General features: G+C 66.7%; 21 protein-coding genes and 1 pseudogene. 10 read left to right on the top strand and 12 right to left on the bottom strand.

Features of this window, described 5'->3' with window-relative positions:
• The first annotated feature begins 329 nt into the window (after window positions 1–329).
• Both ACIHAA_RS22535 and ACIHAA_RS22530 read left to right on the top strand, forming a co-directional pair.
• The gene (locus ACIHAA_RS22535) at window positions 330–2,696 is read left to right on the top strand and encodes an ALF repeat-containing protein (protein ID WP_399819846.1); all 2,367 of its coding nucleotides are present in this window, start codon (window positions 330–332) and stop codon (window positions 2,694–2,696) included.
• A gap of 434 nt (window positions 2,697–3,130) precedes the next feature.
• On the top strand, window positions 3,131–3,613 hold the full coding sequence (locus ACIHAA_RS22530) for a DUF5994 family protein (protein WP_399819844.1): 483 nt from the start codon (window positions 3,131–3,133) through the stop codon (window positions 3,611–3,613).
• Window positions 3,614–3,745: 132 nt separating this feature from the next.
• On the opposite strand, the pseudogene ACIHAA_RS22525 reads toward ACIHAA_RS22530, so the two are convergent.
• From ACIHAA_RS22525 to ACIHAA_RS22495, 7 genes and pseudogenes are all read right to left on the bottom strand, one after another.
• A pseudogene (locus ACIHAA_RS22525) lies at window positions 3,746–3,922 on the bottom strand (acyl-CoA desaturase); the annotation flags it as partial.
• A gap of 106 nt (window positions 3,923–4,028) precedes the next feature.
• Window positions 4,029–4,385, bottom strand: a complete 357-nt coding sequence (locus ACIHAA_RS22520) for an STAS domain-containing protein (RefSeq protein ID WP_399819842.1) — start codon at window positions 4,383–4,385, stop codon at window positions 4,029–4,031.
• A gap of 19 nt (window positions 4,386–4,404) precedes the next feature.
• The gene (locus ACIHAA_RS22515; RefSeq protein ID WP_399819841.1) at window positions 4,405–4,701 is read right to left on the bottom strand and encodes a hypothetical protein; all 297 of its coding nucleotides are present in this window, start codon (window positions 4,699–4,701) and stop codon (window positions 4,405–4,407) included.
• A 10-nt stretch (window positions 4,702–4,711) separates the two neighbouring features.
• Window positions 4,712–5,308 (bottom strand): DUF5994 family protein, encoded by a 597-nt coding sequence (locus ACIHAA_RS22510; RefSeq protein WP_399819839.1) that lies wholly within the window; start codon window positions 5,306–5,308, stop codon window positions 4,712–4,714.
• Window positions 5,309–5,816: 508 nt separating this feature from the next.
• Window positions 5,817–8,477 (bottom strand): magnesium-translocating P-type ATPase, encoded by a 2,661-nt coding sequence (gene mgtA, locus ACIHAA_RS22505; RefSeq protein ID WP_399819837.1) that lies wholly within the window; start codon window positions 8,475–8,477, stop codon window positions 5,817–5,819.
• 1,068 nt (window positions 8,478–9,545) lie between these two features.
• Entirely contained in the window at window positions 9,546–9,905 is a 360-nt protein-coding gene (locus ACIHAA_RS22500) for a hypothetical protein (protein ID WP_399819836.1), read from the bottom strand.
• A gap of 1,039 nt (window positions 9,906–10,944) precedes the next feature.
• A complete protein-coding gene (locus tag ACIHAA_RS22495) occupies window positions 10,945–11,700 on the bottom strand; it encodes a GntR family transcriptional regulator (RefSeq protein WP_399819834.1) in 756 nt (251 codons plus the stop codon).
• 78 nt (window positions 11,701–11,778) lie between these two features.
• Here ACIHAA_RS22495 and ACIHAA_RS22490 point away from each other — a divergent pair, with 78 nt between their 5' ends.
• From ACIHAA_RS22490 to ACIHAA_RS22475, 4 genes are all read left to right on the top strand, one after another.
• The gene (locus ACIHAA_RS22490) at window positions 11,779–12,057 is read left to right on the top strand and encodes a hypothetical protein (protein WP_399819875.1); all 279 of its coding nucleotides are present in this window, start codon (window positions 11,779–11,781) and stop codon (window positions 12,055–12,057) included.
• Window positions 12,058–12,580: 523 nt separating this feature from the next.
• The gene (locus ACIHAA_RS22485) at window positions 12,581–12,805 is read left to right on the top strand and encodes a hypothetical protein (protein ID WP_397658898.1); all 225 of its coding nucleotides are present in this window, start codon (window positions 12,581–12,583) and stop codon (window positions 12,803–12,805) included.
• Window positions 12,802–13,554, top strand: coding sequence for a GntR family transcriptional regulator (locus ACIHAA_RS22480; RefSeq protein WP_399819831.1), 753 nt, complete (start codon window positions 12,802–12,804; stop codon window positions 13,552–13,554). The genes ACIHAA_RS22485 and ACIHAA_RS22480 overlap by 4 nt, the downstream gene beginning before the upstream one ends.
• On the top strand, window positions 13,551–13,850 hold the full coding sequence (locus ACIHAA_RS22475; RefSeq protein ID WP_399819829.1) for a hypothetical protein: 300 nt from the start codon (window positions 13,551–13,553) through the stop codon (window positions 13,848–13,850). Before ACIHAA_RS22480 ends, ACIHAA_RS22475 begins: the two co-directional genes overlap by 4 nt.
• 223 nt (window positions 13,851–14,073) lie before the next feature.
• On the opposite strand, the gene ACIHAA_RS22470 is transcribed toward ACIHAA_RS22475, so the two are convergent.
• Window positions 14,074–14,604, bottom strand: a complete 531-nt coding sequence (locus ACIHAA_RS22470) for a hypothetical protein (RefSeq protein WP_399819827.1) — start codon at window positions 14,602–14,604, stop codon at window positions 14,074–14,076.
• 363 nt (window positions 14,605–14,967) lie between these two features.
• Here ACIHAA_RS22470 and ACIHAA_RS22465 point away from each other — a divergent pair, with 363 nt between their 5' ends.
• A complete protein-coding gene (locus ACIHAA_RS22465) occupies window positions 14,968–15,297 on the top strand; it encodes a hypothetical protein (protein WP_399819825.1) in 330 nt (109 codons plus the stop codon).
• Between the two features lie 723 nt (window positions 15,298–16,020).
• On the opposite strand, the gene ACIHAA_RS22460 is transcribed toward ACIHAA_RS22465, so the two are convergent.
• Complete coding sequence (locus ACIHAA_RS22460; protein ID WP_399819823.1) at window positions 16,021–16,341, bottom strand: hypothetical protein; 321 nt, start codon at window positions 16,339–16,341, stop codon at window positions 16,021–16,023.
• Between the two features lie 339 nt (window positions 16,342–16,680).
• The gene (locus ACIHAA_RS22455) at window positions 16,681–18,168 is read right to left on the bottom strand and encodes a hypothetical protein (protein ID WP_399819821.1); all 1,488 of its coding nucleotides are present in this window, start codon (window positions 18,166–18,168) and stop codon (window positions 16,681–16,683) included.
• A 629-nt stretch (window positions 18,169–18,797) separates the two neighbouring features.
• On the opposite strand from ACIHAA_RS22455, the gene ACIHAA_RS22450 reads away from it, so the two are divergent.
• Together ACIHAA_RS22450 and ACIHAA_RS22445 are read left to right on the top strand one after the other, a co-directional pair.
• Window positions 18,798–19,478 (top strand): hypothetical protein, encoded by a 681-nt coding sequence (locus tag ACIHAA_RS22450; RefSeq protein ID WP_399819819.1) that lies wholly within the window; start codon window positions 18,798–18,800, stop codon window positions 19,476–19,478.
• Window positions 19,479–19,638: 160 nt separating this feature from the next.
• The gene (locus ACIHAA_RS22445) at window positions 19,639–20,238 is read left to right on the top strand and encodes a hypothetical protein (RefSeq protein ID WP_399819817.1); all 600 of its coding nucleotides are present in this window, start codon (window positions 19,639–19,641) and stop codon (window positions 20,236–20,238) included.
• Between the two features lie 441 nt (window positions 20,239–20,679).
• Here the strand turns inward: ACIHAA_RS22445 and ACIHAA_RS22440 are convergent, their stop codons facing one another.
• Window positions 20,680–20,922 carry a hypothetical protein gene (locus ACIHAA_RS22440; RefSeq protein ID WP_399819815.1) on the bottom strand — a complete coding sequence of 81 codons (243 nt, stop codon included), beginning with the start codon at window positions 20,920–20,922 and terminating at the stop codon, window positions 20,680–20,682.
• 131 nt (window positions 20,923–21,053) lie between these two features.
• Window positions 21,054–21,515, bottom strand: coding sequence for an NUDIX hydrolase (locus tag ACIHAA_RS22435; protein ID WP_399819814.1), 462 nt, complete (start codon window positions 21,513–21,515; stop codon window positions 21,054–21,056).
• An 18-nt stretch (window positions 21,516–21,533) separates the two neighbouring features.
• Between ACIHAA_RS22435 and ACIHAA_RS22430 the strand changes: the two genes are divergently transcribed.
• The gene (locus ACIHAA_RS22430; protein ID WP_399819811.1) at window positions 21,534–22,313 is read left to right on the top strand and encodes a GntR family transcriptional regulator; all 780 of its coding nucleotides are present in this window, start codon (window positions 21,534–21,536) and stop codon (window positions 22,311–22,313) included.
• Window positions 22,314–22,374 lie beyond the last annotated feature (61 nt).

Here is a 22,374-nt window from a genome sequence, read left to right as displayed (position 1 = left end):
CCAACCCCGCGCGGGGGGCCCCCCCGCGCCCCGGCCCCGGGGGCCCCGGTGGGCCCCCCCCGGCGGGGGGTTTGGGGGGTGGGGGGTGGTTGGGGGGGGGGGGGGGGGGGCCCGGGGCCCCCCCCGCCACAGCCCTCGCGGGTTCCTCGGCCGCTGTCTCCGCCTTCCTTACCGGCACACTCCCTGCACTGAAGGCGGAAGACAACCGATTCGCGGTCATCGCCAGCCTCGCCTACGCGGGCAAGTCGACGCAGGAAGCGGCGGGCACGGCCTTGTCGGCAGGGGACGACGCCGTCGCGGCCTTCCTGCGTGACGGCTATGCCGCCCCCGTGCAGACCGATCTGCGAGTCGCCGTGTTCACCGTGATGAACAACGGTGACACCGCGGTGAAGCGAGAAGCCAACAAGGCGCTGGAGAGCGACACGCCCGAGGCGCTGCGAACGTTCCTCGAGACCACCCAGTACACGGCACAGGCCGAGGACGAGCGGGTCGCCGTCTTCACCATGCTGGCCAGTGCCTCCCCGGAGGTGGCCAAGTACGCCCAGCGGGCCCTGGACGACGGATCGCCCGACGCGATCCACCAGTTCCTCGTTTCCGGCCAGTACATCGCGCGGGCCCGCGACGAGGAGAGCGCGAAGATCGACCAGTTGGTCGCGATCGTGGAGCGGGAGGGAAAGCGCGCCAGGCTCAGGACGGACCAGGCCGTCGCTGCCTCCGACCAGGCCAAGGAAGCCGCGCAGAAGGCCAAGGCCGCAGCTCTCGAGGCTGCCAGGGAAGCCACTGCGGCCAAGCAGGACGTGGCCAAGTCCGCCCAGGCGGCCAACGCGGCGGCGAGCGCCGCCCGCGGTGCCGCCAGCGCGGCCAACACCGCGATCGCCGCTTCCCGCACCGCGCAGGCCGCCTCGAGCCGAGCCGCCCTGGCCGCACAGGCGGCGGCTGCGGCCGCAGCCGCCGCCGGCAGTGCCGCTTCCCGCGCCTACAACGCCGCCATTGCCGCCTCCAAGGACGCGTCCAAGGCGTCGGCTGCCCGCCAGGCCGCTCAGGGTGCCCAGACCGCCGCAGCCCGTGCGCGTACGGCGGCCAAGGCTGCCGACCAGGCCGCCGTCGCTTCCCAGCAGGCATCCGCCGCAGGTTCCGCAGCCGCCGGTGCCGCCCAGAACGCGGCCGCGGCCGCCAATGCCGCCGCGGACGCCGCCAGTTCGGCCGGTGTCGCTCAGTCCGAGGCCGCTGAGGCCCGGGAGGCGGCAGCCGAAGCCAACGCCGCCGCCGCGCGCGCCACAAAGGCCGCCAGTACAGCCCAGGCCCTCGCCAATCAGGCCGCCACCGCGGCGGGCGCCGCACGCGACGCCGCCAACAGCGCCGCAGACCACGCCGACGCCGCCGCGAAGGCGGCCAACGAAGCTGCGGACAACGCCGGCAAAGCGATCGACTACGCCAAGAAGTCGACCGCGTACGCCGCCGCCGCCGTCACCGCGGCCAACACGGCAGCCGACGCGGTCAAGAGAGCCCAGGCGGTGGAGCAGGCAGCGCGCGACGCCGAGTCGGCCCAGATCGCCCAGGACACAGAGATGGGGATCGAGCAGGCACGCTTGCAGGCGCAAGCCGAGGCCGACGACGCCAAGCAGGCCGAGAACGCGCGCACGCAGTCCGACAAGACGGCTTCCGACATCAAGAACCTCGTCGCCGCCGCGGAGGCGGCTGTGAAGTCCGGGGACGTCGATGCAGCGGTCACCAACGGCCGTGAAGCCGCCGTCAAGCTGCTGGACTCCACCGGCACCTGGACCCGCGAAGCAGCCGAGTTCGCGCTGGCCGGCGCCGACCAGGACGTCCTCAACTGGATCGAGACCGATCCTCTCATCGCCGAACGGCAGGACGATCGCGAGAACGTTCTCAATCTCGCCCAGGTCGCCAAGTCCGACGTTGCCGACGCGGCCGCCAAGGCACTGGCCGACGACGACCCGGACGCTGCCCGCAACTTCCTGGCCCAGGGGGTCATCGAGGCCACAGCCACGGACAACCGCGTCACCGTGCTTCGGATCCTCAATGACCGGCCCGGCGCGGCCGTCAGTGCGAAAGCGCAGGCAGTGCTGGACGACGGAAGTGCCCTGGCTCTGCACCGCTTCCTCATGATCGACCTGCTGGAGGCGGTCAAGGAGGACGACAGGGTCACGGTGCTGCGCCTCCTGAACTCCGCTGGCCCCTATATGCAGTCGGCGGCGCAGATCGTCATGGAGGGCTCCGCCCGGATGCGGCGGAACTTCGTCGTGCACGATCAGTACGCCATCACCCAGCTCGACCAGGACCGGGCCGGTCACATCGCTGCCGTGCGCGCCGCCCTCGCGCACGCCGCACGCGTCGCCGCCCTGGCCATGCAGGACGCGGCTCTTGCGTCCAAGGCGGCAGCCGAGGCACGCAACGCGGCGTCCGAGGCGTCCAATTGGGCAGCGAAGGCGAAGGGGTACGCCACCGACGCCGAGAAGTCCGCCAAGGAGGCGAGGGCGAACGCGGACGCGGCCGACAAATCGGCCGCCCAGGCGGCTCAGTCGGGTAGGCCGCCAGCGGGAACTGCGTCGCATGGGGAAGCCTGTGGAGCAACTGTCGAGGAAGCAGACTGCTCTGTTCCTGGTTTCGTGGGTGGCCGCCACAGTTCTTGTGGCCTTCCTCATCGGTTGACGATGGCCGACCCGCTGGGGTGACGGGGACCCGGGCAGCGACAGTAGCGCCCCAGCCGTCAGCGACCGTCCTCGTTGATCTCAGAAGGAGATGTCAAAGACCACCTACCGACGTCGGTAGGTGGTCTCTTCCGTTGCGCCCCCGGCAGGACTCGAACCTGCGAAACCCGCTTTAGGAGTTCACTCCGACGGTTCAATGAAGGCCCTGGTTCACCTCGAAGCGCAGGTTCGGGCCCGGGTGGAGTACTGCACAACCGACTCGGTAGCCGAAGAGCCACCGCGATCGTGAAGGTGTGAGGCATCACTGCCGTCAAAAGGCCCCGGACCATGATCGGTTCGGGGCCTTTTGGCTGGTGCCCCGGCAGGATTCGAGCCCCCGGCTCGCGTGGCACCTGGAGTAGCGTGGCAGGTGCGAGGCGGTCCCGTTGTCGCACCTGCCCTACAGACGGGTGGTCCTCATGACCAGCTCGGATACATCTCCTGTTCCCCGGCGTCTTCCCAGCGGTGTCCACGAGGCTGTGCAGCCGGGTTGCGCGCTTCTCCGGCTGGAGACGATCGCATCACGTGAAGGTGTCCTCGATGGTGCGTGGTGGCCGCGCTCGCGGGACATGGGCGCCGAGCTGCCCGCACTGCTGAGTGCCCTCGTCGCCCACCTCGGCCCCGTGACCCGCGTGGGGCTGGACACCGCAGCTTGGGAAGATCTCCCGACGCGCATCGTCGTGGACGACCGCGTGGTGCACATCGATTCCTTCCCGGTCGGTGACGACACGGTGCTGATCACCCGGGGCGACCGGGACATCTTCTCGCTGCTGGTGGTCCCGCCCGACGCGGCACCGGACGCCGCCCGCGCCGCGATGGCCCAGGCGGTCCGGGCGGACAACGTCAGCCAGGCGGAACAGATCCTCATCGACACCGGGAGCGGGCGCGGAACGTCGGGCTGACGGGGCGGCGCGGGGCGCGACCGGCGCACCGGCTCGACGGTCTCGGACGGCGGGGGCAAGGGCGGCCCGCCACTTGGGGGCGCGCCGGTGGTGACCGCAGCACGGTCTCCGACGATGGCTCCGGCAGGTGTCTCAGGCGGGCACGCGGGCCTGCCGCAGTGGTGCTCCGGCCCGGTGGAGACTGGCGAGGGCCAGCCGGTAGGAGGCGATCAACCCGGTCTCCACGTAGTCCAGACCCAGTTCCTGGCAGTGGCGCAGCACGATGGTCCGGGCCCTGCGCAGGTTGGGGCTGGGCATGCTGGGGAACACGACGCGTCGACCGAGACCCACGGGGCCGGACTCCCGGACTCCCTTAACGGCCAGGGTGACCAGTGCCTGCCTGTGCTGCCCGGCGACCCGCTGGCTGCGGACGCTCCTATGGGCGCCACTCCCGCTGACGCCGGGCCCCTCCCGGCCTCATCGCATAGAGCAGGCCATCGTAGCCCCTGTCCGTGAGCAGTCGTTCGGTCTGCGGGGAGGGGTGGTGCAGCAGCAGGAACGCGTGATTCTCGGCGGCGTGCCGTGACACGTCGAGGAAGACGCTCAGGCCGCTGTCGTCACAGCGGTCGACGGTGGTCAGATCGACGTCGATGAGGGTGATGCCGTCCCGCAGGCACCGCTCCAGGGCGGCGCGCACGTGGGGCGCGGTGGCGGAGTCGATGACACCGGCCAGGGTGACCAGGGCCCGCGTCCCCCGGTCGTGCCGGTAGAGGTTCAGCCGCGGAAGAGTCATAACGCCTCGGTTCAGGTGCTCAGATGCCTCGGTCCACGGGCCCCGGCCGCTCCTCGCGCGGTCCGGGGCCCGCGTGTACGCCCCGGCACGCGTCGTCGCGGACCGAGCCGACGGTGGGGGCGTGGCCGGGCGGCCGGTCCGGCGCTGGAATCGCACCCGTACGGCTGTGGCGCGCAGCGGCTGCGGCGGCCGGGCCGGGGGTGCTGTACCGGTACGCGGCGATCCTGTCGGCGTGCTGGAGCCCGAGCCGGTGGATCACGTACGCCGCCACTGCGACGAGGACCAGGAAGGCGGTGGCCGTCAGGAAGGCGCTCATGGCGGCTACCTCACATACCCATGATCAGCCGGCTGGCCGGCCTCGGCGTACTGGTCTGTCCGGGAACGGCCGCGGACTCCGCCGAGGCGCCGCCCTCGTACTCCCCCGCCCCCTCCGGTCCCGGTGGCCGGTCGGCGGCGGAGACACCGTGCCGGGCCTCCTCCGCGGCGATCAGCGCGCTCGCGGTCAATGGCGGGCCGTCGTGGTCGGACGCGGCAGCCATCAGCCGTGCCGCCGCCTCCGCCCCGGTCCTGGGCGGGATGACCAGCAGATCCCAGCGGCCGGTGCCGTAGGAGAGCAGCAGCAGCTTGTGCGGATCGATCTCCGGAGTGAACCAGCCGACCTTGACGATGTGCCCGCTCACGGGAACCTTGCGGGGGATGACCGGCCAGTGCTCCGGGTTGACGGCGATACGGGTGATGCGGCCCCACAGGGGGTCCAACACGTCCGTGAGCGCCGACAGTTCGCTCAGCAGATCCCGGGAGCGAGGCCACCAGGCTCCGTCCAGGAGTCCGCGGGAAGTGCCGTCGGTTTTCAACGCGAGACGTGCGGCCGGGGCTGCGACGGGCTCGGGGTGCGGCAGCGTGGGGTACAAGGTCGCCGACATGATGCGGACCCGTCTCCGGGCCACTCTGCGGCGGCCCGGGTTTCATGCTTCGCCGGGGACGACCCGGCGTGGAAGCCGGTGTGCGAGATGCCCTCGGTACTGTCCACACTACTCCGCGTTTCCCGGCGGCGAGGAGCAGTGACCGCACTGTCGGACGGCGGGGGCGAGAGGTCACCCAAGGCTCCGGCTCCTCCTTCTGACTCCCCTGTGTCCTGCCCGTCGAGGCCGTCCTCGGCGAGTGCCAGCAGGCGCGGAGCCGACAGTGCGTTCGCGGCGTCGGAGGCGAGATCGGTGTGGACAAGAACACCACCGTCGTCTTCCCGGCACCGCTGATGAGCACCATCGGCGAACTCGGCTCCCCGCGAAGCGAACGCGGCCGGCGCAACGGCGCCGCCGTCCCCCATGCTCGCGCCGCCCCTCGACCTGGCCAGTTCTGCTCGCGTGCCGGCACCGAACGGGGTGATCCGGTGTCCCTCTGCGCCGCTCGCCGCACGGCTGACGGTCCGTATCACGGCGGGCCGTCGACCGGCGTGGGGTGGGGCGCGGCAGTGCTGAAGCGGCCGGCACGGCGCCGCAGGTGGCGATGGCGCGCGTAGTGCCTGGGAACCGGAGGTGGCGCGACTGCAGCCCCGTAGAAGAGCCGTTTGCCGATTTCGATGAGGGCCAGGTAGGCGAGGATCATGCCGACCAGCGTGGCGAAGAACCCTCCCGGAAGCGGTTGGAAGCCCAGGGTGTGGGCGAGTGGGGTGGCCGGCAGCACCGCGCCGATGGTGACGACGCCGAGCGCGGCGAGGGTCAGCGGCAGGCTGGGGTGGCTGCGGAAGAACGGGATGCGCCGGGTGCGGATGGCGAAGATCACCAGAGTCTGGGTGGCCAGCGACTCGACGAACCAGCCGGAACGGAACTGGGCCGGCCCGGAGTGGAAGACCCAGAGCATGACGCCGAAGGTGACGAAGTCGAACACTGAGCTGAGCGGCCCGAAAGAGATCATGAAGCGGCGGATGAAGGCGATGTCCCAGTGCGAGGGCTTGCGCAGCTGGTCCTCGTCCACGTTGTCGGTCGGGATGGCCAGCTGACTGCTGTCGTAGAGAAGGTTGTTCAGCAGGATCTGCGAGGGGAGCATCGGCAGGAAGGACAGGAACAGCGAGGCGCCCGCGGCGGAGGCCATGTTGCCGAAGTTGCTCGAGGTGCCCATCAGCACGTACTTGATGGTGTTGGCGAAGATCCTGCGGCCCTCGACCACACCGTCCGCGAGGACGTCGAGATCCTTCTCCAGCAGGATGACGTCGGCCGCGTCCTTGGCGACATCGGTGGCCGAGTCGACGGAGATTCCCACGTCGGCCGCGTGCAGGGCCAGTGCGTCGTTGACTCCGTCGCCCAGGAACGCCACGCCGCCGCGGCTGCGCCGTTGCGCGTGCACGATACGGGCCTTGGCCTCGGGACTCACTCGTGCGAAGACGGTGGTCCCGGTGATCGCTTCGGCCAGCTGTGCGTCGTCAAGGGCGTCGACCTCGCTGCCGGTCATCGCGCCCGCGTCGGTGAGGCCGAGGTCATGGCAGACCTTGGCGGCGACCGCGGCGTTGTCGCCGGTGACGACCTTCACCGCGATGCCCAGGTCGGCGAGTCTGCGCAGTGCTGTGGCGGCGCCCGGTTTTGGCGGGTCGAGGAACACCAGCAGCCCGATCAGGCTCAGCTCCCTCTCGTCCCCGGGCCGGACGGCCCGCGCTCCGGGGGCGACGGGCCGGGTGGCGACGGCGATCACGCGGTTTCCCGCCGCGAACTCGGCCGCCAGCGCGTCGCGGGCTCCGGGCGGGACGTCGACGCAGCGGTCCAGGACAGTTTCGGGAGCGCCTTTGGTGACCAGGCTCGAACGGCCGTCCCTGTCCCGCACGAGGACCGAGATCATGCGCCGTTCGTGATCGAAGGGCAGCACCGCGGCCTGGGTGTACCCGTCCAGCGCGGCCCGCTCGCCCGCGGCGGCCGGAGACCGCCACAGGGCCTGGTCCAACGGGTTCCCGCCGACGTCCCGCGCATCCCGCGCCGCGTTCTCGGTACTGAGCAGCCCCCACTTCACCACCGCCTCGGAATCGTGGCCACTGGCGGGAACGGCGCGCATGTACTCGATACGGCCCAGGGTGAGCGTGCCCGTCTTGTCGGTGAACAGGACATCGACATCGCCCAGGTCCTCGATGCAGACCAGCCGCTTGACCAGCACCTTGCGCCGGCTCATCCGGCGCGACCCGGCGGCCAGACTGGTCGAGACGACTGCGGGCAGCAGCTGCGGGGTGATACCGACCGCGATGGCCAGCGAGAACAGCAAGGCGTCGATGATCGGCTTGTGAAGCACTACGTTGATCACGAAGATCGAGCTGGTCAACGCGCCCGCCACGTAGACCAGCAGCAGGGAGAAGCGCCGCAGGCCGACCTGGAACTCGGTGTCGAGAGGGTGGGTGTCGAGCCCGGCGGCGATCTTGCCGAACTCGGTATGTGCTCCGATGGCCACCACTACGCCGCGGGCAGCGCCTGTCCGAACAACCGTGCCCATGAGAGCGCACCCGGACCATTCGGCCAGCGGGGTCCCGGCCGGGACCGCGGCAGTGGTCTTGTCCACCGGGAGCGACTCGCCGGTCAGGACCGACTCGTCGCACTCCAGACCGGTGACCTCCAGCAGCCGCAGGTCCGCCGGGACGATGTCACCCAGACGCAGTTCCACCACGTCACCGGGGACCAGCGCAGTGACATCCACCAGGGCCGCCCGGCCGTCTCGCAGCACCACGGTCTGATGGTGGATCTGGGAGTGCAGTGCCTCGGCGGCTTTCTCGGCGCGATACTCGTTGACGAATCCCAGTCCTACGGACGCGCTCACGATCAGCCCGATGATCACCGCATCGCCTCGCTCGCCCACCAGGAAGGACGCCACAGCGGCCGCCACCAGCAGCCCGAGCAACGGCGAGCGGAGCTGATGCCACAGCACGGGGAGCACCCGGGCACGGTGCGTGGCGACCGCATTGGGGCCGAACTGCGCATGCCGTCGCGCGGCCTCCTCGCTACCGAGGCCCTCCCCGGCGAGGACACCGAGCCCACGAAGGACATCGTCCCCCGAGACGACCGCCGCCGACACCACCCCGGCCGCGAGCACGGACGGCTGCGCCGGAGCGGAGACGCTCACCCTGCCCAGCCTTCGGGGGCGGGTGGCCCGTTCCTCGGTGCGGGGTGCCAGCTGGTCTCACGATCCCGGCACTGCTGCTTGGTCATGCGCATCGCCGTCCTGGGGCTGTCATGCCATCCCGGCCGGTGAGAACGAGGGCTCCACAGACCCGGCGGGTTCCAGGGTTCCAGGGTTCCAGCATCGCACGCTCATCGCGCTTCGACGCCCGCCACATGCTGCACCCGCCGAGTGTCACCGAGGAACTCGGCGGCGGTACCGGCACCGCGACGTGGTCGACCCCGGTTCGTGGTTCGGAACAAGATCAGTCGCGGGTGAAGGCCCCGTACGCCTTCCCGCCCTACCTGTTGCCGGGCAGAGTGCGCAGGTGGGCGTGGAGGGTGATCGCGATGGCCAGCCATCGCGGCCTTCCAGGGCGCGGAATCGGTCCGGGCGATCTCCTGCCACGCCGTAGCGTTGGCGGCGGCGAACGCCTCCTTGGCCTCCACTGGAGCAGTGCGCCAGGAGGGGAAGCGGCGAGCGAAGGCACCTGCTTCCACGAGCGTGTGTCCGGCTTCGACGATGCGCAGGGTAAGGATGGCGGGGCCGATCCAGGCCGCGCCGCGTGTGGGCCACGCCCAGTCGATGATGTGGGCTCGCTCGTCCACGAGCACGTTGTGCGGGGCGAGGTCGGTGTGCAGGAGGGTGTCACCAGCGAAGAGGGCGGCGGTTCCGAGTGGGGAGCAGGCAGTGCTGTTCGGCGGCCTTGATGGGAATGCCGGCGGGGGCGGTGGGCCTCTGTAGCTCCGTGATCGCCGTGGCGACGAGGGGCGGGTCGGGGGAGCCGGGGGAGTAGTCGGCGTGCCGCCCTCGAGAACTTCGTATCCGAGGAGGTCCCAGCAGACCGTCTCGATGTGCCAGTACAGGCGGGGGCAGGCGTGCGGGAGGTGGGGGTTGATCGCCGCTTCGCGGCGTTGGGCCGGGGCCTGTGGGAGATCGGCACGGGAAGGGCGTTGGTCGCCTCCGTGGGCGGGCGCAGGCCGATGGTGATCGGGACCGGTGCGGGCCGGGTCAGGGTGGCGCTGGTGGGAGTCATGCTTCGTAACCTCCGTGTTGGCAGTAGAGCGATCGGTTGTCTCCCGCCTCCTGGCGGAGCTTGGCCAGCGGTCGGCACGTCCCGCAGCTGCCGATCTTCGAGCAGCCCGAGCGTCCACCGGTGCGGAGCTGAAGCGACTCGGCGATGCCGCCGAGTCGGGGCAGGGCGACCAAGCCCTCCGTCATGAGGTTCACGCTGGGGTCGCGGCCGATCTTGCAGACCGAGGCGATGCCATGTGGGTCGACGTGGAAGAACGTGTGGCCGACGTTGCAGCCGGTGAAGACACGGCGGGCCCGGACGTACTTCTGGGCCCGCGAGGCGGGCGGTGTCGCCTCGCCACCGATGGTCGGGGACATGTTGGTGAAGACCTGGTACGGGAAGTGAGCTGTCCCGAGTTTCGTAGAGTCCGGCGATCTTGTTTCAGGCGGACTGCAGGGTGGCTTCCTGCTGTCGCCACCAGTCGCGTTCGTACTCGGCGGGCGGCGGCCCGCTCGAACTCACAGGGATCTCCCGTGCCACCGTGGCCCGTTGGGGCAAGAACACGGAGCAGTGAAAGTTAGGCCGCACCCGTCGACACCGGGCGCGGCCTCGTCCGATTCGAAGGAGTCGAAGCCATGTCGAATCGATCCGCCCTCATCATCGCAGAAGAGCTCTGCCCGACCTGTTCCGGGAGCTGCGTCACCATCCATGATGGTTCCATGACCGGAAAGCCCGGCAAGCCCCTCCCCTGCTCCTGCTCTCTCGGCTCCCACCGCCCCAGCGAGGCGCCCCATGGGGCCCACTACGCCGTGAGCCCGCGGACTCTCCCCCGACCCCGCCGACTGCGCCTGTGGAGGCACCGGTTGGCTGGACGGAGGCTTCTACGTCTGGGAGGGAGCCGTTCACCTCACAGCCGACGAGCAGTGCCCCCCGCACGCTTCCTGACGGGGTCCCGTTAGTGGACTACGTGGCACGGGTGTGGCACGGCCGTGATCACAGCAAAGGGCCAGTTCGAGAGGATCAACCCTCTGAACTGGCCCTTTGTCTTGTGCCCCCGGCAGGATTCGAACCTGCGACACCCGCTTTAGGAGTTCGATCTACGCCCGCCCCTGACGCTGTCGTCGGCTGGTCCGACGGTCGCGCGGGGGTGCTGACGTATGCCGCCGTCCGGCCTCGTTGATGTCAGCGTTGGATGTCAGCGGAACAGCTCCGGAACTGGGCAGACCTCCAACGGTTCCTCCGGTCGGCCTGCCCACCGCCACCACGTGTGCTGAGCGGCGCACCGCCACAGAGACCGGCAGGTCCTCCGACCGTCGTCGTCTCGCCCGGAAAGCGCGAGACCGCCCGACGTCAGGGGTTGGCTGCACTCGGGACAGTTCGGGGCGTCGTCGGCCATGTGACGAACCCTAAGCGGGGCTACCGGTTGATCGGGATCTCATAGACGATCTCGCAGTGAGCCGCAGGCACGACGATGTCCGCTGTCTCCACCGGCCGACCCTGGTCGCTGTAGTACGTCCGCCGGATGTGCGTGACGAGCGCGGCCTTCTGGATGCCGAGTATCGACGCCTCCTCGGCGGTCGCCTGCCGCGGCTCGGGCTGCTCAACGGCATGGCTGACGGTGATCCCGATCGCGGCCATGCGATTCACGACGCCTTCCCCGCCGTGCGGCCCGCCCTCGGGGAGGACGACGAGAGTGCCGGCGGTGAGGTCGTACGGCTCCCAACTGGTCGACAGCTGCACCGGCCTGCCGTCGGCCAGGAACTCGTACGCCGTCCGGACGCACAGGTCGCCCTCGGAGATGCCCAGCCGTGCAGCGATGTCCGCTGGCGCCGGGACCTTGGCATCGGTCCGGCTCTCCCAATCGCCTTGCTTGCCCGCAGCCTGCATATCCGCACGGAACGGCGACCCGCTGGGCTGCTCCCGGGCCGATGACCGGACCACTCGCACCCGCTTCCGGGGCTCGGCGACGTACGTACCCGATCCAGCCCGTCCTTCCAGCACGCCTTGGGAGATCAGCAGTTCTTGCGCCCGGCGGACCACGTTCTCGCCCACGCCGTACTCCTGGCCGATCTGGGCGCGGGACGGCAGGCGGTCTCCCGGCTCCCATACGTGCTCCGCGATCCGTTGCCGGAGTTCGTCGGCGACGCGGAGGTAGGGCGGCTGCTCAGGCATATGGAAAATCTAGTCCACTAGCTCTAATCTAGTTAACTAGCTTCACTGAAAGTGATCGTCGGTGACGGAGGCTGCCCTGTGCCCGCTTCGGGAGTTAGCGCGGCGGCCATCGCCGCCCGGTTATCCGCCGTCGGGCTGCCCGCACGCATGGAGGAGCACGACCGGTACACGTCGGTCGAAGCAGAGGTGCCGGAATCCCTCTCCGCCGAGTCATGGGGGGAGGTTCTGGAAGTGGTGGCGGAAGCTGACCGGTTCGGGCTCCTCGCCACCAGCTTGAACGGCCGCACCCTATGGGCGGTCGTACGCAAAGCGGTCCCCACGACGGGCGATGTCGGGGGACCGAGCTATCAGCGATAGGAGCTGAACAGCGTGCTCAACCGTATCCGCCGTGCAGTCTCACTCACCAGAGCGCGGTACGTCCCCAAGGGCAGGCACCGCCGCCCCTTAAGGCCTTCCAGGCCGCCGGCCGTCTCCGCCTTCCCCAAGCGCGCTGACGCGTCGACGGTCATCTTGGACGGGGCTTCCGTCACCGCGAACCACCGACACCCGCTCGCGGGGGAGGACAACGCACTCGTCCGCCCGTACGTGCTGGCTTGGGAGCAACGAGTACGACCGCGCGCGGTGGTAGCTGCTCCCCACCTGCCCGCTGAAGCCTGGTCGTACCTCGTGGGGGTCCTCTGATGCCTCCTCGCCAACAGCCCCACATCGCCGATGCCTCGGCCGTTCCCTACCGGTCCACTGTCTGCCGTATTGGCACTCACCTTGCCTGCACGGAGTCCTCGCCGATCTCCGCACCGATCGACCTGCCGGTCGTGTACGAGACGTGCGCCTGCCCGTGTCACTCGGCGTTCCATCACTCCACGCCTGCGGAGGCGGAGCGGTGAGCGCCTGGGCACTCGGCGGCGCGCTGGCGTCCAACGTCGAGATCACCGCTGCCACCGTGCAGCGCGGCGACGTCATCCAACTCGGCGGTAAGGCATGCCGGGTGAGCGACCTCTTCCAACTCCCTCAAGGGGCCAAGCAGCTCCTCTTCGAGTCGGGCGAGCTGCTGACCATACACGCGCGTACCCGGCTCGCCGCCGTGCGGATGATGAGAAGGCGGTGATCCGGAACGTGCCGTCACGCCATCACGACATCGCCGAGGATCTGCGGCAGCAGATCACGACCGGCCGCATCGCACCCGGCGAACGCCTGCCGTCCGAAGCCGGCCTTGCCGACCGATACAAGGTCAGTACGGTGACACTGCGAAGAGCCCTCGCAGTCCTCCAGGGCGAAGGCCTTGTCGAGAAGATCCACGGCAAAGGCAACTTCGTCCGCCGCCCACTCCGCAAGATCGTGTACATCGGCGGGTGGGGGACGCTGGATCCGTGGACCGCCGCAGCAGCGGCCCTGCGCGTCACTGTTCGCACCACCACGGTGCAGGCGGAGGGGCATCTAACGACCTTGCTGAAGGTGCCGACGGGCAGTCCTCTCGCTGAGTTCTTCTGCATCAGCCACGAGGGAGAGTCACCGCACGGTCTGGCCCGCATCTACATCCCGCGCGACCTGGCACCGGCCGGAGTCGCCGGAGTGCTGGGCGACGACTCCCCCTGGCGGGAGACGGCTACGCGATTCGCTGTCCTGAGCTCGCCGCCAGCAGCTGTCCGGGAGACGGTGTGTGCCCGCCCGCCGACGCCGGACGAAGCATCGGCCCTCCGGCTCGGCTCCGCCGCGGCAGTCCTGGCGATCACGCGCGTTGCGACCGACACCACCGGTCGAGTCGTCGAGGCCGCGCTACTGGCGTTCCCGGGGGATCGGGTCGACGCGGTCTTCACCACCCATCACGTGACCGATGAGAGGCAGACGCAAGGATGACGGCACCCAACGAACTGCGGCTGCTCCCGTGGACGGGGCCAGAGGGCAAGCCCTGCTACCTGAATACGGACGACAGGGACGGCTACATGTCCCGCCTGGCGGACAACATGGAGGCAGTGCAACTGGGAATGGCAGCCGAATTGCTGGACCAGGCTTCCGAGACCCTCAGCGAAGACTCTGCTCCGGAGGACGTGCGTCTCCTGGCGGACAAGCTGACCGGATCTCTCCGGAACGTACTCCGCGTAGCGATCAGCCGCGGTCACCTCCTGGCGGCGAGCGAACCTCACCGCCCCTGAAGGGGACGATCGGCAACGACGGGTGCCGGTGGCAGTCTCCCCCCAACACTGTCGCCGCTCCCGTCCGCCGTCGTCGCCAGGATCTCCGTCACTGCGAGCGGCAGAGCCGGTAGATCATCCGCTGTTTTAGCAAGCGAAGCGGTCGCGGACGGCCCAGCCGATGTGGCCTGTGCGCGCTGGCCCAGTGCCTGACGAAGGGGCCGCGTCGCCGAGCGCGAGGGGTTTATGCAGCGTCGCGAAGGTCCAAGGGCAAGCTCTCGACGGAACAGATCTTCTTCCCGCCTGCCCGATGTACGTAGGCCCTAAGGGGGTGGACTTCGCCTGGCCACACCGCTCGGCAGGCTCGCGTCAGATCGGCTGCGTACTCGAAGGGCATCGCCCATGTCCCTTCCCGATGCGGTTCCAGCACATAAGGCATCGGCGTCTCAGTGATCGCGTCGCTCAATGGCTTGGCACTTACGCCCTTGGGTGCCTCAATGCCGAAGTCAAGTAGCTGAACGGCAAGCCGACCGTGGTTCACGACCTTAACGACCAGTACTGGCCGCTCGAACCCCTGGGCACCAAACGCCGCAAACGTCTCATTGAGATCCTTAACGGTCTTCACGGGAGTCGTCACCATCCCACCCCGACCCAATGCGCCTACGGCCAAATGAACCCGGACTCGGGGACCGTTGAGCAGATAGAGCGCAAGCTGCCAAGTAAGGTTCGCAACGCCGATACACAAAGCGATGATGCTGATGATCAGGCTTGCCACTCGTTGATGCTCGCACTGCTGGCCGAACGCGCGCACCGAAGTGACCTGGATGTGACATGGAGATCGACAAACCGGCTGACCTAGCCGTCAATCCTCCCAGTTTAGGAAATCGCGTATGCGGATGAAGGCTGAGCTGGCAAGACGGTAGGTGCGCCGGCCCGGCGCGCTCTGTGCGATTCCCCGTTGGTGCGAGCTGATGGCTGCTTGATCGGGCATGTGAGGGACACGGGCCGGGCATGCTGACTGATCTCACCACTCCTGCATGCTCCTGGAGTTTCGTTGAAGCTAGCAGACTGGGCACCAATCATCGTGGCCGGAGTGACAATCGCAGGCGGCATCTTTCAGGCTCGCCGCAAGCGGCCCATGACTAGGGAGATCGTCAAGCAGGATGTTGAGCTGTTGGGGATGCTTCCCGAGAACAGCGAGGCGAAGCAGCTCCTCGCCAAGCACATAGACGCCACGGTGCGCAAGATCGTTGAGGATGAGGATCAGCGCACCCGCGAATACACAGGATCCTGCCTGGCAGTGGGCTTCCTCGCGGTCGCCGTCTTTCTGCTGGGAGTCTGTATGGCCCGTGGCGGGGCTTGGTGGTGGCTGAGTGCCCCGGCAGTCTTCATCGGGCTTCTGGGCGCCACTGGGCTGGCACAGGACGCCGTGCCTCGGCGACGCGATGCTCGTGGAAGACCGCTGTAGATCGCGGCTACGTCAGCGGAGTCTCAATGGCCGAGTCAGTCAGTGCCACCTGCGCGCCACTCGATGCTTGATGACTGACTACGGTCGCGGTGGTTGCAGAGCATCCTCTTCAGGGTGGTCACCCGCGGCGCCTGTCAACGTTGGTCGGCCTCGGACGGCCCAAGCCCGGCGCTTAGAAGATACGGGCGCGCCTGGTGGGACGGCCTGCCGGCACTCTGCCGCTACCGTGCCGGGCTGCCCAGAGCTGCTGCCGTCCGTCGCCGTTGCCGTCAACCTTGCCGTCACTGCTGTCGGTACCTTGACGGCGAAGAGACGACCGGGCAGCCATGGTGCTGACGCAGCTACCTCTTGCAGTGCTGGCAGGCCGTAAGCCCCTGCGCCTTGGCCTCGTCTTCGGACATCGGCTGCTGCCCCATGTAGGTGTCTTGCTTCCCGTTAAGCGACGGACAGTCGGCGTCCGTGTGGTACTTGGTTCGGTAATCCCCAGTGCGTACTCGAACAATGCCCATGAGGTCTCCTGAGCTGGTCGCCTGACGATGTGTATGCCGGACGCAGTAAGAAACACCCCATCTTGCCGTACCGCCACCCCTGTGCGGAAACGCGTCTGGGCGGGCGGCTCTGACCTGGGGTTTCGCTGCTGCGGGCTGAAGGTCGTCTGTCAGTGTCGGTCGCATCGGTCGGCCTCGGGCACCCTCGCACGGCCCAGAGACGGCCCAGGGAAGATCACTCGTCGTCCGCCTGCCACTCATCGAGCCGGACTCTCACCTGGTGGTTGTGTGCGTCGTGCCAGTAGACGACGCCCGTGACGGAAGCCTGGGGCGCAGGTAGCTCCATCCCGAGGGGCATGGCCGTGATCTCAGCCAGCCCCACGGCATCGGGCACACCCTCTATACGTATGAAGATCCCGAACGGCTGACGGCGCACGACCTCTCCGGTGATCCGGGTCCCTACGGGCAGAGCAGCTACGGTCGCCGGCCAGCTCCGCCGCCGCACCATGTCTCTGGCCGACACTTCAGGGTGTGTAAGCCTCGGGTACTCATCCATCGCTAGATCATGACGCCCTGAGCGGGGTCGGCGCTTAGAAGGCGCATCTCCTGTTCGCCTGTAGTGGTCCGCTGACCTGGGCGTGTCTAGGGTTCGGTGCCCCTTTACCGGCCTACTTCGACTCGTATTCGGCACAGTGTCCCTGGGCCGTGCCGGCGGTCCTCAGTAGCCGGTCTACCGATCATCGGTCCGGCTCACCAGCGGAACCGACGAAGCCCACGGCTCTGAACTGCTCACATGCCGTGGGCTTCTGTCGTTGTTGGTCGGCGTCGGGTGACCTCGTACGCTCCAGGGACGCCCCGGAGCGATAGCCCGCCCCCACTAGCGGCCAGGCAAAGATCAACTTACGAGCTTGCGGAACCGCTCGAACAGCAGCCTGAACTCACCTGGGTAGGGTCGCTCCTGATTCTCGTCGTCGAGCGCCTGCGGATCAACTGGGGTATGGGCTGTCACGACTTCCTCAACCAGGGCCGAGAGGTCCTCATCATCGAGAAGGAGTACGAATTCGTGTCGACTCAGGGCTGTGTCGCGGCAGCGCTGGAGGAATCTCTCTTTCTCCGCGAGAGACCTACACAGCAACAGTCCGACCTTTCCGCGTAGCGGTGAGAATCTTCCGCACAGTTGATCCAGCTCTGGATTTCCGAGCTCAGAGTCGTAGTTCTTGCACTCAACGAATATATGCGAACAGGGATGTCCCTGCCGCATAACCCATCCGAAGAACCCGTCCGTCGCGTTGTTTGTGTAAGTGATGTCAACGCGTTTTCTGGATTGGTCTAGGGGATGCTCGACAATCGGGTAGGTGAGCCATGGGTAGAAGATCGCGCTTAGAACTGCATGGACCCTGTGGTGGTACTTCGTGGCGTGCTCTGCGCCTGGTGGAGTATCAAGGACGGCCTTGAGTAAATCTTGGTAGTTAACCGGCTTAGTTCCGGTTGCTTGACTGAGCTCATCGTGGCCTAGAGGGTGTGACGGGTTCTTGCGCTTTTCCTCCTTGTAAGCGCGGAAGACCTGAGGTCGAGTCACGCTCAGGTCGACCATTTTCTCTTTCCCTCCGCCGTACTCCGTTTCGACGTCCATTTTGGTGACGAATTTTCGCCCACTCTTGGCTGTTTGGACGAGCTTGCTGCTCGGATTGTCGAGCTCTTCGTCCTGCAGTGTGGGTGCCAAATGATTTCTGAAGTACTCTTCTTTGGTTTGATGGAGATCGTAGCGGACGATTACCTTAGGCACCAGGAGGAGAGGGTTTCCCAGAGGGACAAGCATTCTAGTACTGCCCTCTTCCCATTCGCAGGCAGAAGGGTTCCAGACAAGTCCGCTATTGATTCCTTCCTGTAGCTCCATCCCGTACATAGATGCCATCGATTGAGTATAAGAGATCAACATGCCGCGAATTATGTTCGTGGTCACATCGGAGATGATGTCCTTGCCAAGCCCTTCGATAAAAAGCGCGGTGTCTTCAAGGTCCTCAAGTAGACCAGTTTCTGCGGCCTTGCTGACGGTGAGGTTCTTCGATATTCGTTGCACAAGATAGGGGCCCAAACCGCGACCGCGCGACTTACCTTTGGACAATCCAAAGTGAGTTTCGTTAGGTTCTTGGAGGCGGACAAGAAGGGCTCGCAGCCGGTGAGGGTCGTTATGAGTGATTGCATCGACGACACTATGAAAGAACGTTGACAACATAGTGTGGCACTGGCTTGACCACTCATCCGGAAGGTTTTTCAGCGTACTCGGGTCAATATAAACTGGCGTGTCCGCTTCTACGTCTACATCGACGAAGTCGAGAGTTGGCTGAGTGCGACCCAGCTTGTAGTACTCGGAAACGCGCATGATGCCCCCCCAGGCTCTCAGACCTTCTGTGGAACGCCATCACTACCCATGTCGAGGATTCTCTAGTCGCCACAGGACGGAGTTGGCCAGAACAGACTCGGTGTGTGGGATTCGGGTGGATGTCGGAAACCTAGCCGCCCAGCGACACAGTTCCTGGCCCTGTGAGCGCTGGCCGAACCTGCGACACGGCCGTGAGGAAGCCCGTGTCCCGGGTGGATGCTTTGCGCCGCCCAGCCGCGGCTGCGGCACCGTGAGGTCCGGCCGGCTCGCCGATCAGGCCGTGATTGGTAGCTGATCGGAGTAGAGCGCTGTTGGAGAGGGTGGCGGAGCGGCTCTGGGCTGGAGTTTCAATGGGCGAGTCAAGCGCCGCGGTGTGCGACCAGTAGCCGAAGAACTGGTTTCAAAAGTCGCCCAAGTCGACTGATGCTGCGAGGCGTTGAGCTGACCTGTGCTGATGTCTGCGCCGCCCGTCGTCGCTTGTCGACGTTGGCCACCGCCGGACGGCCCAAGGGCGGCCCAGCCGTTCGGGCCGCCGCCGTCGGGGCGCTGCACGAACCCTTCGGTTGCGCCTCCTGGTGCCTACCTCAACGTCTACGATGCTGGCCTTGGCTAGGAGGGCAGGGGGGCACGTGGGAGCTTTTGAGATCAGCGACGGCCACCGAAAAGGGAGGGACGAAATTGCCGAAGCTCGAATAAAGTTCGTAGAAGAGCTTCGTAAGAATGTCCCGATGCAAAAAATAAGTCAAAGTGATGACGTTCAAGAACTTCAACACTACTTGAGCATCGTCAATTCGGAACTTGATTTCGCTAGGTCGGAGCTACCGCCGGAGGTTTCCCGGTTGGTGCGCTCCCATATACACCGCAGGAAAGAATTGATCTCTTCGCGTCTATGGGAGATCACAAACAGTAGGCAGATAAATTCGCTTCGCGAAACAATAGACCTAATCCCAGACTCCATCAATAGGGAGAAAATCCGCGCCGAACTTGACGCGCTTGAGCAGTCGACGAAATCTTTTGCGAACGAGAATCGAGAGAATATCTCCGAGCAATATGAATGGGAGAAGAATGCCGCCCTGCTGAAGCAGCACATCTCTGAGCGCAAGTGGACTATTCGCACTCAGCTACTTGCGCGCGAGTCGGTTGCCACGCTGATAGGCTCGCTGCTCTTGGTCGGCCTGGCGACCGTTATCACGGTTGCGATGTTCCTGAAGGTGCAGGTCACAGAAATACTGACAAACAGCTTTTTGATAGTTCTCGGGTATTTCTTTGGCCAAAATAGCGACAAGGGTAGAACCGGATCTGGGTCCTGACCCACGCTCGCAGTGTCCGCCATGGAGAATCGGGAACCAGGAAACGCTCTGTCCTGGCCATCTCGGGGGAGGGGAGTTGATGGGGCTTGTACTTGCCAGAGGGCCGAGGCGTCGGGTGCAGGTGGCTCGGCTTGGTCCAGTGAAACTAAACTTGGACGACTTGCAGGACCTGCAAATGCTTATCGCTGTCAAAGCAGGCGAGCCCGTTCGCGTCGAAGTGGGAAAGTACGACGCGGACGCTATATCAGATCTAGTTGATGCCGATGACGAAGATTTGACATCTGTCGTGCTTACGGTTCCGGCTAAGGCATTCACTGTCACTCTCAAGCCGGACGGGGCAAACGTCGTCTGCGACTCTGACGAAAGACAGATGCTCGATCTGGTTGAAGACGTAGCCAACTACGTGAACGCAAGGCCACTATCGCATAGGATCGTCTATCCTCCGCTACTCATGACGATCATGCTTCTTCAGTGGATTATGATCGTAGGCTGTTCACTGTTTCTAGATTCATCAGATTCTCGAATAACGGGCTATTGGTGCTCGGGGATCCTGACGGCCTTCTATGTCGGATACATTTGGTACCTCCCCAAAAATTGGAAGAATCGCGGAGCCGTGGAGATAGTTCCACTTCCACGCCACGAACTCCGGAGAAGGCGGTTCGACTCACGTAATTCCGCTTGGAGTGGAGTCGCTGGTGCTGTTATAGGCGCGGTGTTGGGCGCTGGAGCCACTATCGGAGCCGTCTATCTGAGCAAGTGACGCAGTGAGCGAACAGTCGCCAATCACCGAACCACCACTTACCCCTGCTCCCATCCCGTCCGCCGTCGACCCACACACCGTGGAGCGGGCGTGGTCCCTGGCGTCCAGGTGGAGCGCGCCACTGTACGAACGACCTGGACGCCAGGGGCCGCGTCTGCTCGGCTCTGCCTGGGTCGATGGCGGACGGGATGGGAGCTCCCTGCGCACGCCACCACGGACCCGCAGACGGAAACGCCGCCCCTTCGATCCCGGTGCCGGCCGATCCCCCGCCGGAGGCGTTGGTCTTGACCCTTGCCCACTGCCGCCGGTTCCTCCTCTTCGCCCGCAGCACGTAGCGCGCCGCCGGGCGCGGCCAGCCGGGGCGGAGACAGGAGGCAGGCCGCGCCGCAGAGGCGGCGCGCGCCCGCGCCGTGCGCGGGCCTTGATGAAGTAGGGAAAGTCTTATCCCTCGGCTGGCTGGGCCTGTCGTCGGTACTTGTCGAGCAGGCTGAAGAACAGCTCAACCGCGGGCACGCCGGCCTCGTGTGCCTCGCGTTCGATCTCGACTGCCCAGCCAAGGGAGCTGTGGCGGCCGAGCCGTTGCCACAGCCACTCGGTGAAGGGGCCTTCGCTGCCGGGGCGCCAGAAGGGGAAGTCTTCCTCGATACCGTGCACGGCCATGGCGACTTGGTAGCCGATGAGCATGGAGTCCAGGTGCTGGAGCGAGCTGCCGCGTAGTCACATACCGGGGCGGAGGCGGATCTCATCGAGGAACTCATGGACGCTGGACAGTTCCGTGAGGTGCCTCGGTTGCCGACGTGCGTTGTCCGCTTCTGTCATCGGGTGAGCAACTGCCTGCCGTCGTGGCTGCGTACGTGGGGGCCGTTGCCGTCCAAGGCGTCCAGGAGCCTGACTGCGAAGACCTCGGACATGCGCTCGCTGACCTCGTCGGGCGTGAGCCAGGAGACGGCCGTGGACTCGCTTGAGGTGCGTTCGGTGCCGCCAGAGGGCTTGCAGCGGAAGACCAGGGCGACGATGCCGCGGGTCACGTTCTTGTAGACGCCGGTCAGTTCGTCCACCTCGACGTGGATGCCTGTCTCCTCCAGGACCTCGCGGGCGACGCCGGCCTCGGGGGTCTCGTCGAGTTCGAGGATGCCGCCGGGGAGTTCCCAGGTGCCGTTGTCGGCTCGGCGGATCGCCAGGAGGCGGCCGTCCTCGCGCACCACCACTCCGGCCACGGAGACGGAGTGTAGGGGGGAGGGTGTCGCTTCCTGTGGTTGACTCATGTAGAGGAGCATAGGAGGCAGGGAAGGACTATGGGAACTGCGGCTGGAGGGGGCGGGTCCGGGCCTCGGTATGTGCAGATCGCGGACGAGATCGTGCAGCAGATCCGGACGGGGATTCTCAAGCCCGGTGACATGGTGCCGAGTGAGTCCGAGCTGGTGGAGCGCTATGGCGTGTCCGGCGGGACGATCCGTAAGGCCATGGTCGAGGTGCGGGCGAGCGGGTTGGTCGAGACCCGGCACGGCAAGGGCTCGATCGTGAAGAACCGGCCCCCCGTGCGGCACCGCTCCTCCGATCGCTTCCGGCGCTCGCTCCGGCAGGGCGGGCAGGCGGCCTACCTCGCGGAGTCCACGCAGTCCGGTGCGACTGCCAAGGTCAGCGTTCTATACATCGGGCCCATGGAGGCGCCCGAGGATGCCGCTCGACGACTGGGTGTCCCCGTCGGTACGCAGGTGCTGGCCCGTCGGCGCCTCTATTTCCGTAACGGCACCCCGGTCGAGACCGCGACGTCGTACCTGCCCTGGGACGTCGTGAAGGAGATCCCGGAGCTGTTCGCCGAGAACCCCGGTGGCGGTGGCATCTACGCCCGACTCGAGGACCACGGGCATGAGTTCGCGGAGTTCGTCGAGACTCTGCAGGCGCGGCCGGCCTCCAAGGCGGAAGCCTCGGAGCTGGCACTGAGTCCGGCTGCGCCGGTGGTTCACCTGGTCCGCGAAGCTCGTACGACCGCGGGGCTCGTGGTCGAGGTGTGCGACACCCTCATGGCCGCTGACCAGTTCGTTTTCGAGTACCGGATCCCTGCCGCCGACTGACGCCCGCTCAACTTCCCGCAGCCCGTCGCGACTTCTTCTTCGGGGCGGGTTGACTCATGTA

The sequence above is a fragment of the Streptomyces sp. NPDC052040 genome, assembly GCF_044548405.1.
Classification (GTDB): domain Bacteria; phylum Actinomycetota; class Actinomycetes; order Streptomycetales; family Streptomycetaceae; genus Streptomyces.
The sequence above is the reverse complement of the archived record's forward strand: the minus strand, read 5'-3'. Positions and strand labels throughout refer to the sequence as shown.

Bases quoted from the DNA above. Each gene is read 5' to 3' on its own strand.
- ACIHAA_RS22500 (WP_399819836.1), bottom strand. From the start codon at position 9,905: ATGTCCCCGACCATCGGTGGCGAGGCGACACCGCCCGCCTCGCGGGCC.
- ACIHAA_RS22520 (WP_399819842.1), bottom strand. From the start codon at position 4,385: ATGACTCTTCCGCGGCTGAACCTCTACCGGCACGACCGGGGGACGCGG.
- ACIHAA_RS22510 (WP_399819839.1), bottom strand. From the start codon at position 5,308: ATGTCGGCGACCTTGTACCCCACGCTGCCGCACCCCGAGCCCGTCGCA.
- ACIHAA_RS22460 (WP_399819823.1), bottom strand. From the start codon at position 16,341: ATGGATGAGTACCCGAGGCTTACACACCCTGAAGTGTCGGCCAGAGAC.
- ACIHAA_RS22465 (WP_399819825.1), top strand. From the start codon at position 14,968: ATGACTAGGGAGATCGTCAAGCAGGATGTTGAGCTGTTGGGGATGCTT.
- ACIHAA_RS22495 (WP_399819834.1), bottom strand. From the start codon at position 11,700: ATGCCTGAGCAGCCGCCCTACCTCCGCGTCGCCGACGAACTCCGGCAA.
- ACIHAA_RS22455 (WP_399819821.1), bottom strand. From the start codon at position 18,168: ATGCGCGTTTCCGAGTACTACAAGCTGGGTCGCACTCAGCCAACTCTC.
- ACIHAA_RS22430 (WP_399819811.1), top strand. From the start codon at position 21,534: ATGGGAACTGCGGCTGGAGGGGGCGGGTCCGGGCCTCGGTATGTGCAG.
- ACIHAA_RS22515 (WP_399819841.1), bottom strand. From the start codon at position 4,701: ATGAGCGCCTTCCTGACGGCCACCGCCTTCCTGGTCCTCGTCGCAGTG.
- ACIHAA_RS22530 (WP_399819844.1), top strand. From the start codon at position 3,131: ATGACCAGCTCGGATACATCTCCTGTTCCCCGGCGTCTTCCCAGCGGT.
- ACIHAA_RS22475 (WP_399819829.1), top strand. From the start codon at position 13,551: ATGACGGCACCCAACGAACTGCGGCTGCTCCCGTGGACGGGGCCAGAG.
- ACIHAA_RS22435 (WP_399819814.1), bottom strand. From the start codon at position 21,515: ATGCTCCTCTACATGAGTCAACCACAGGAAGCGACACCCTCCCCCCTA.
- ACIHAA_RS22440 (WP_399819815.1), bottom strand. From the start codon at position 20,922: ATGCTCATCGGCTACCAAGTCGCCATGGCCGTGCACGGTATCGAGGAA.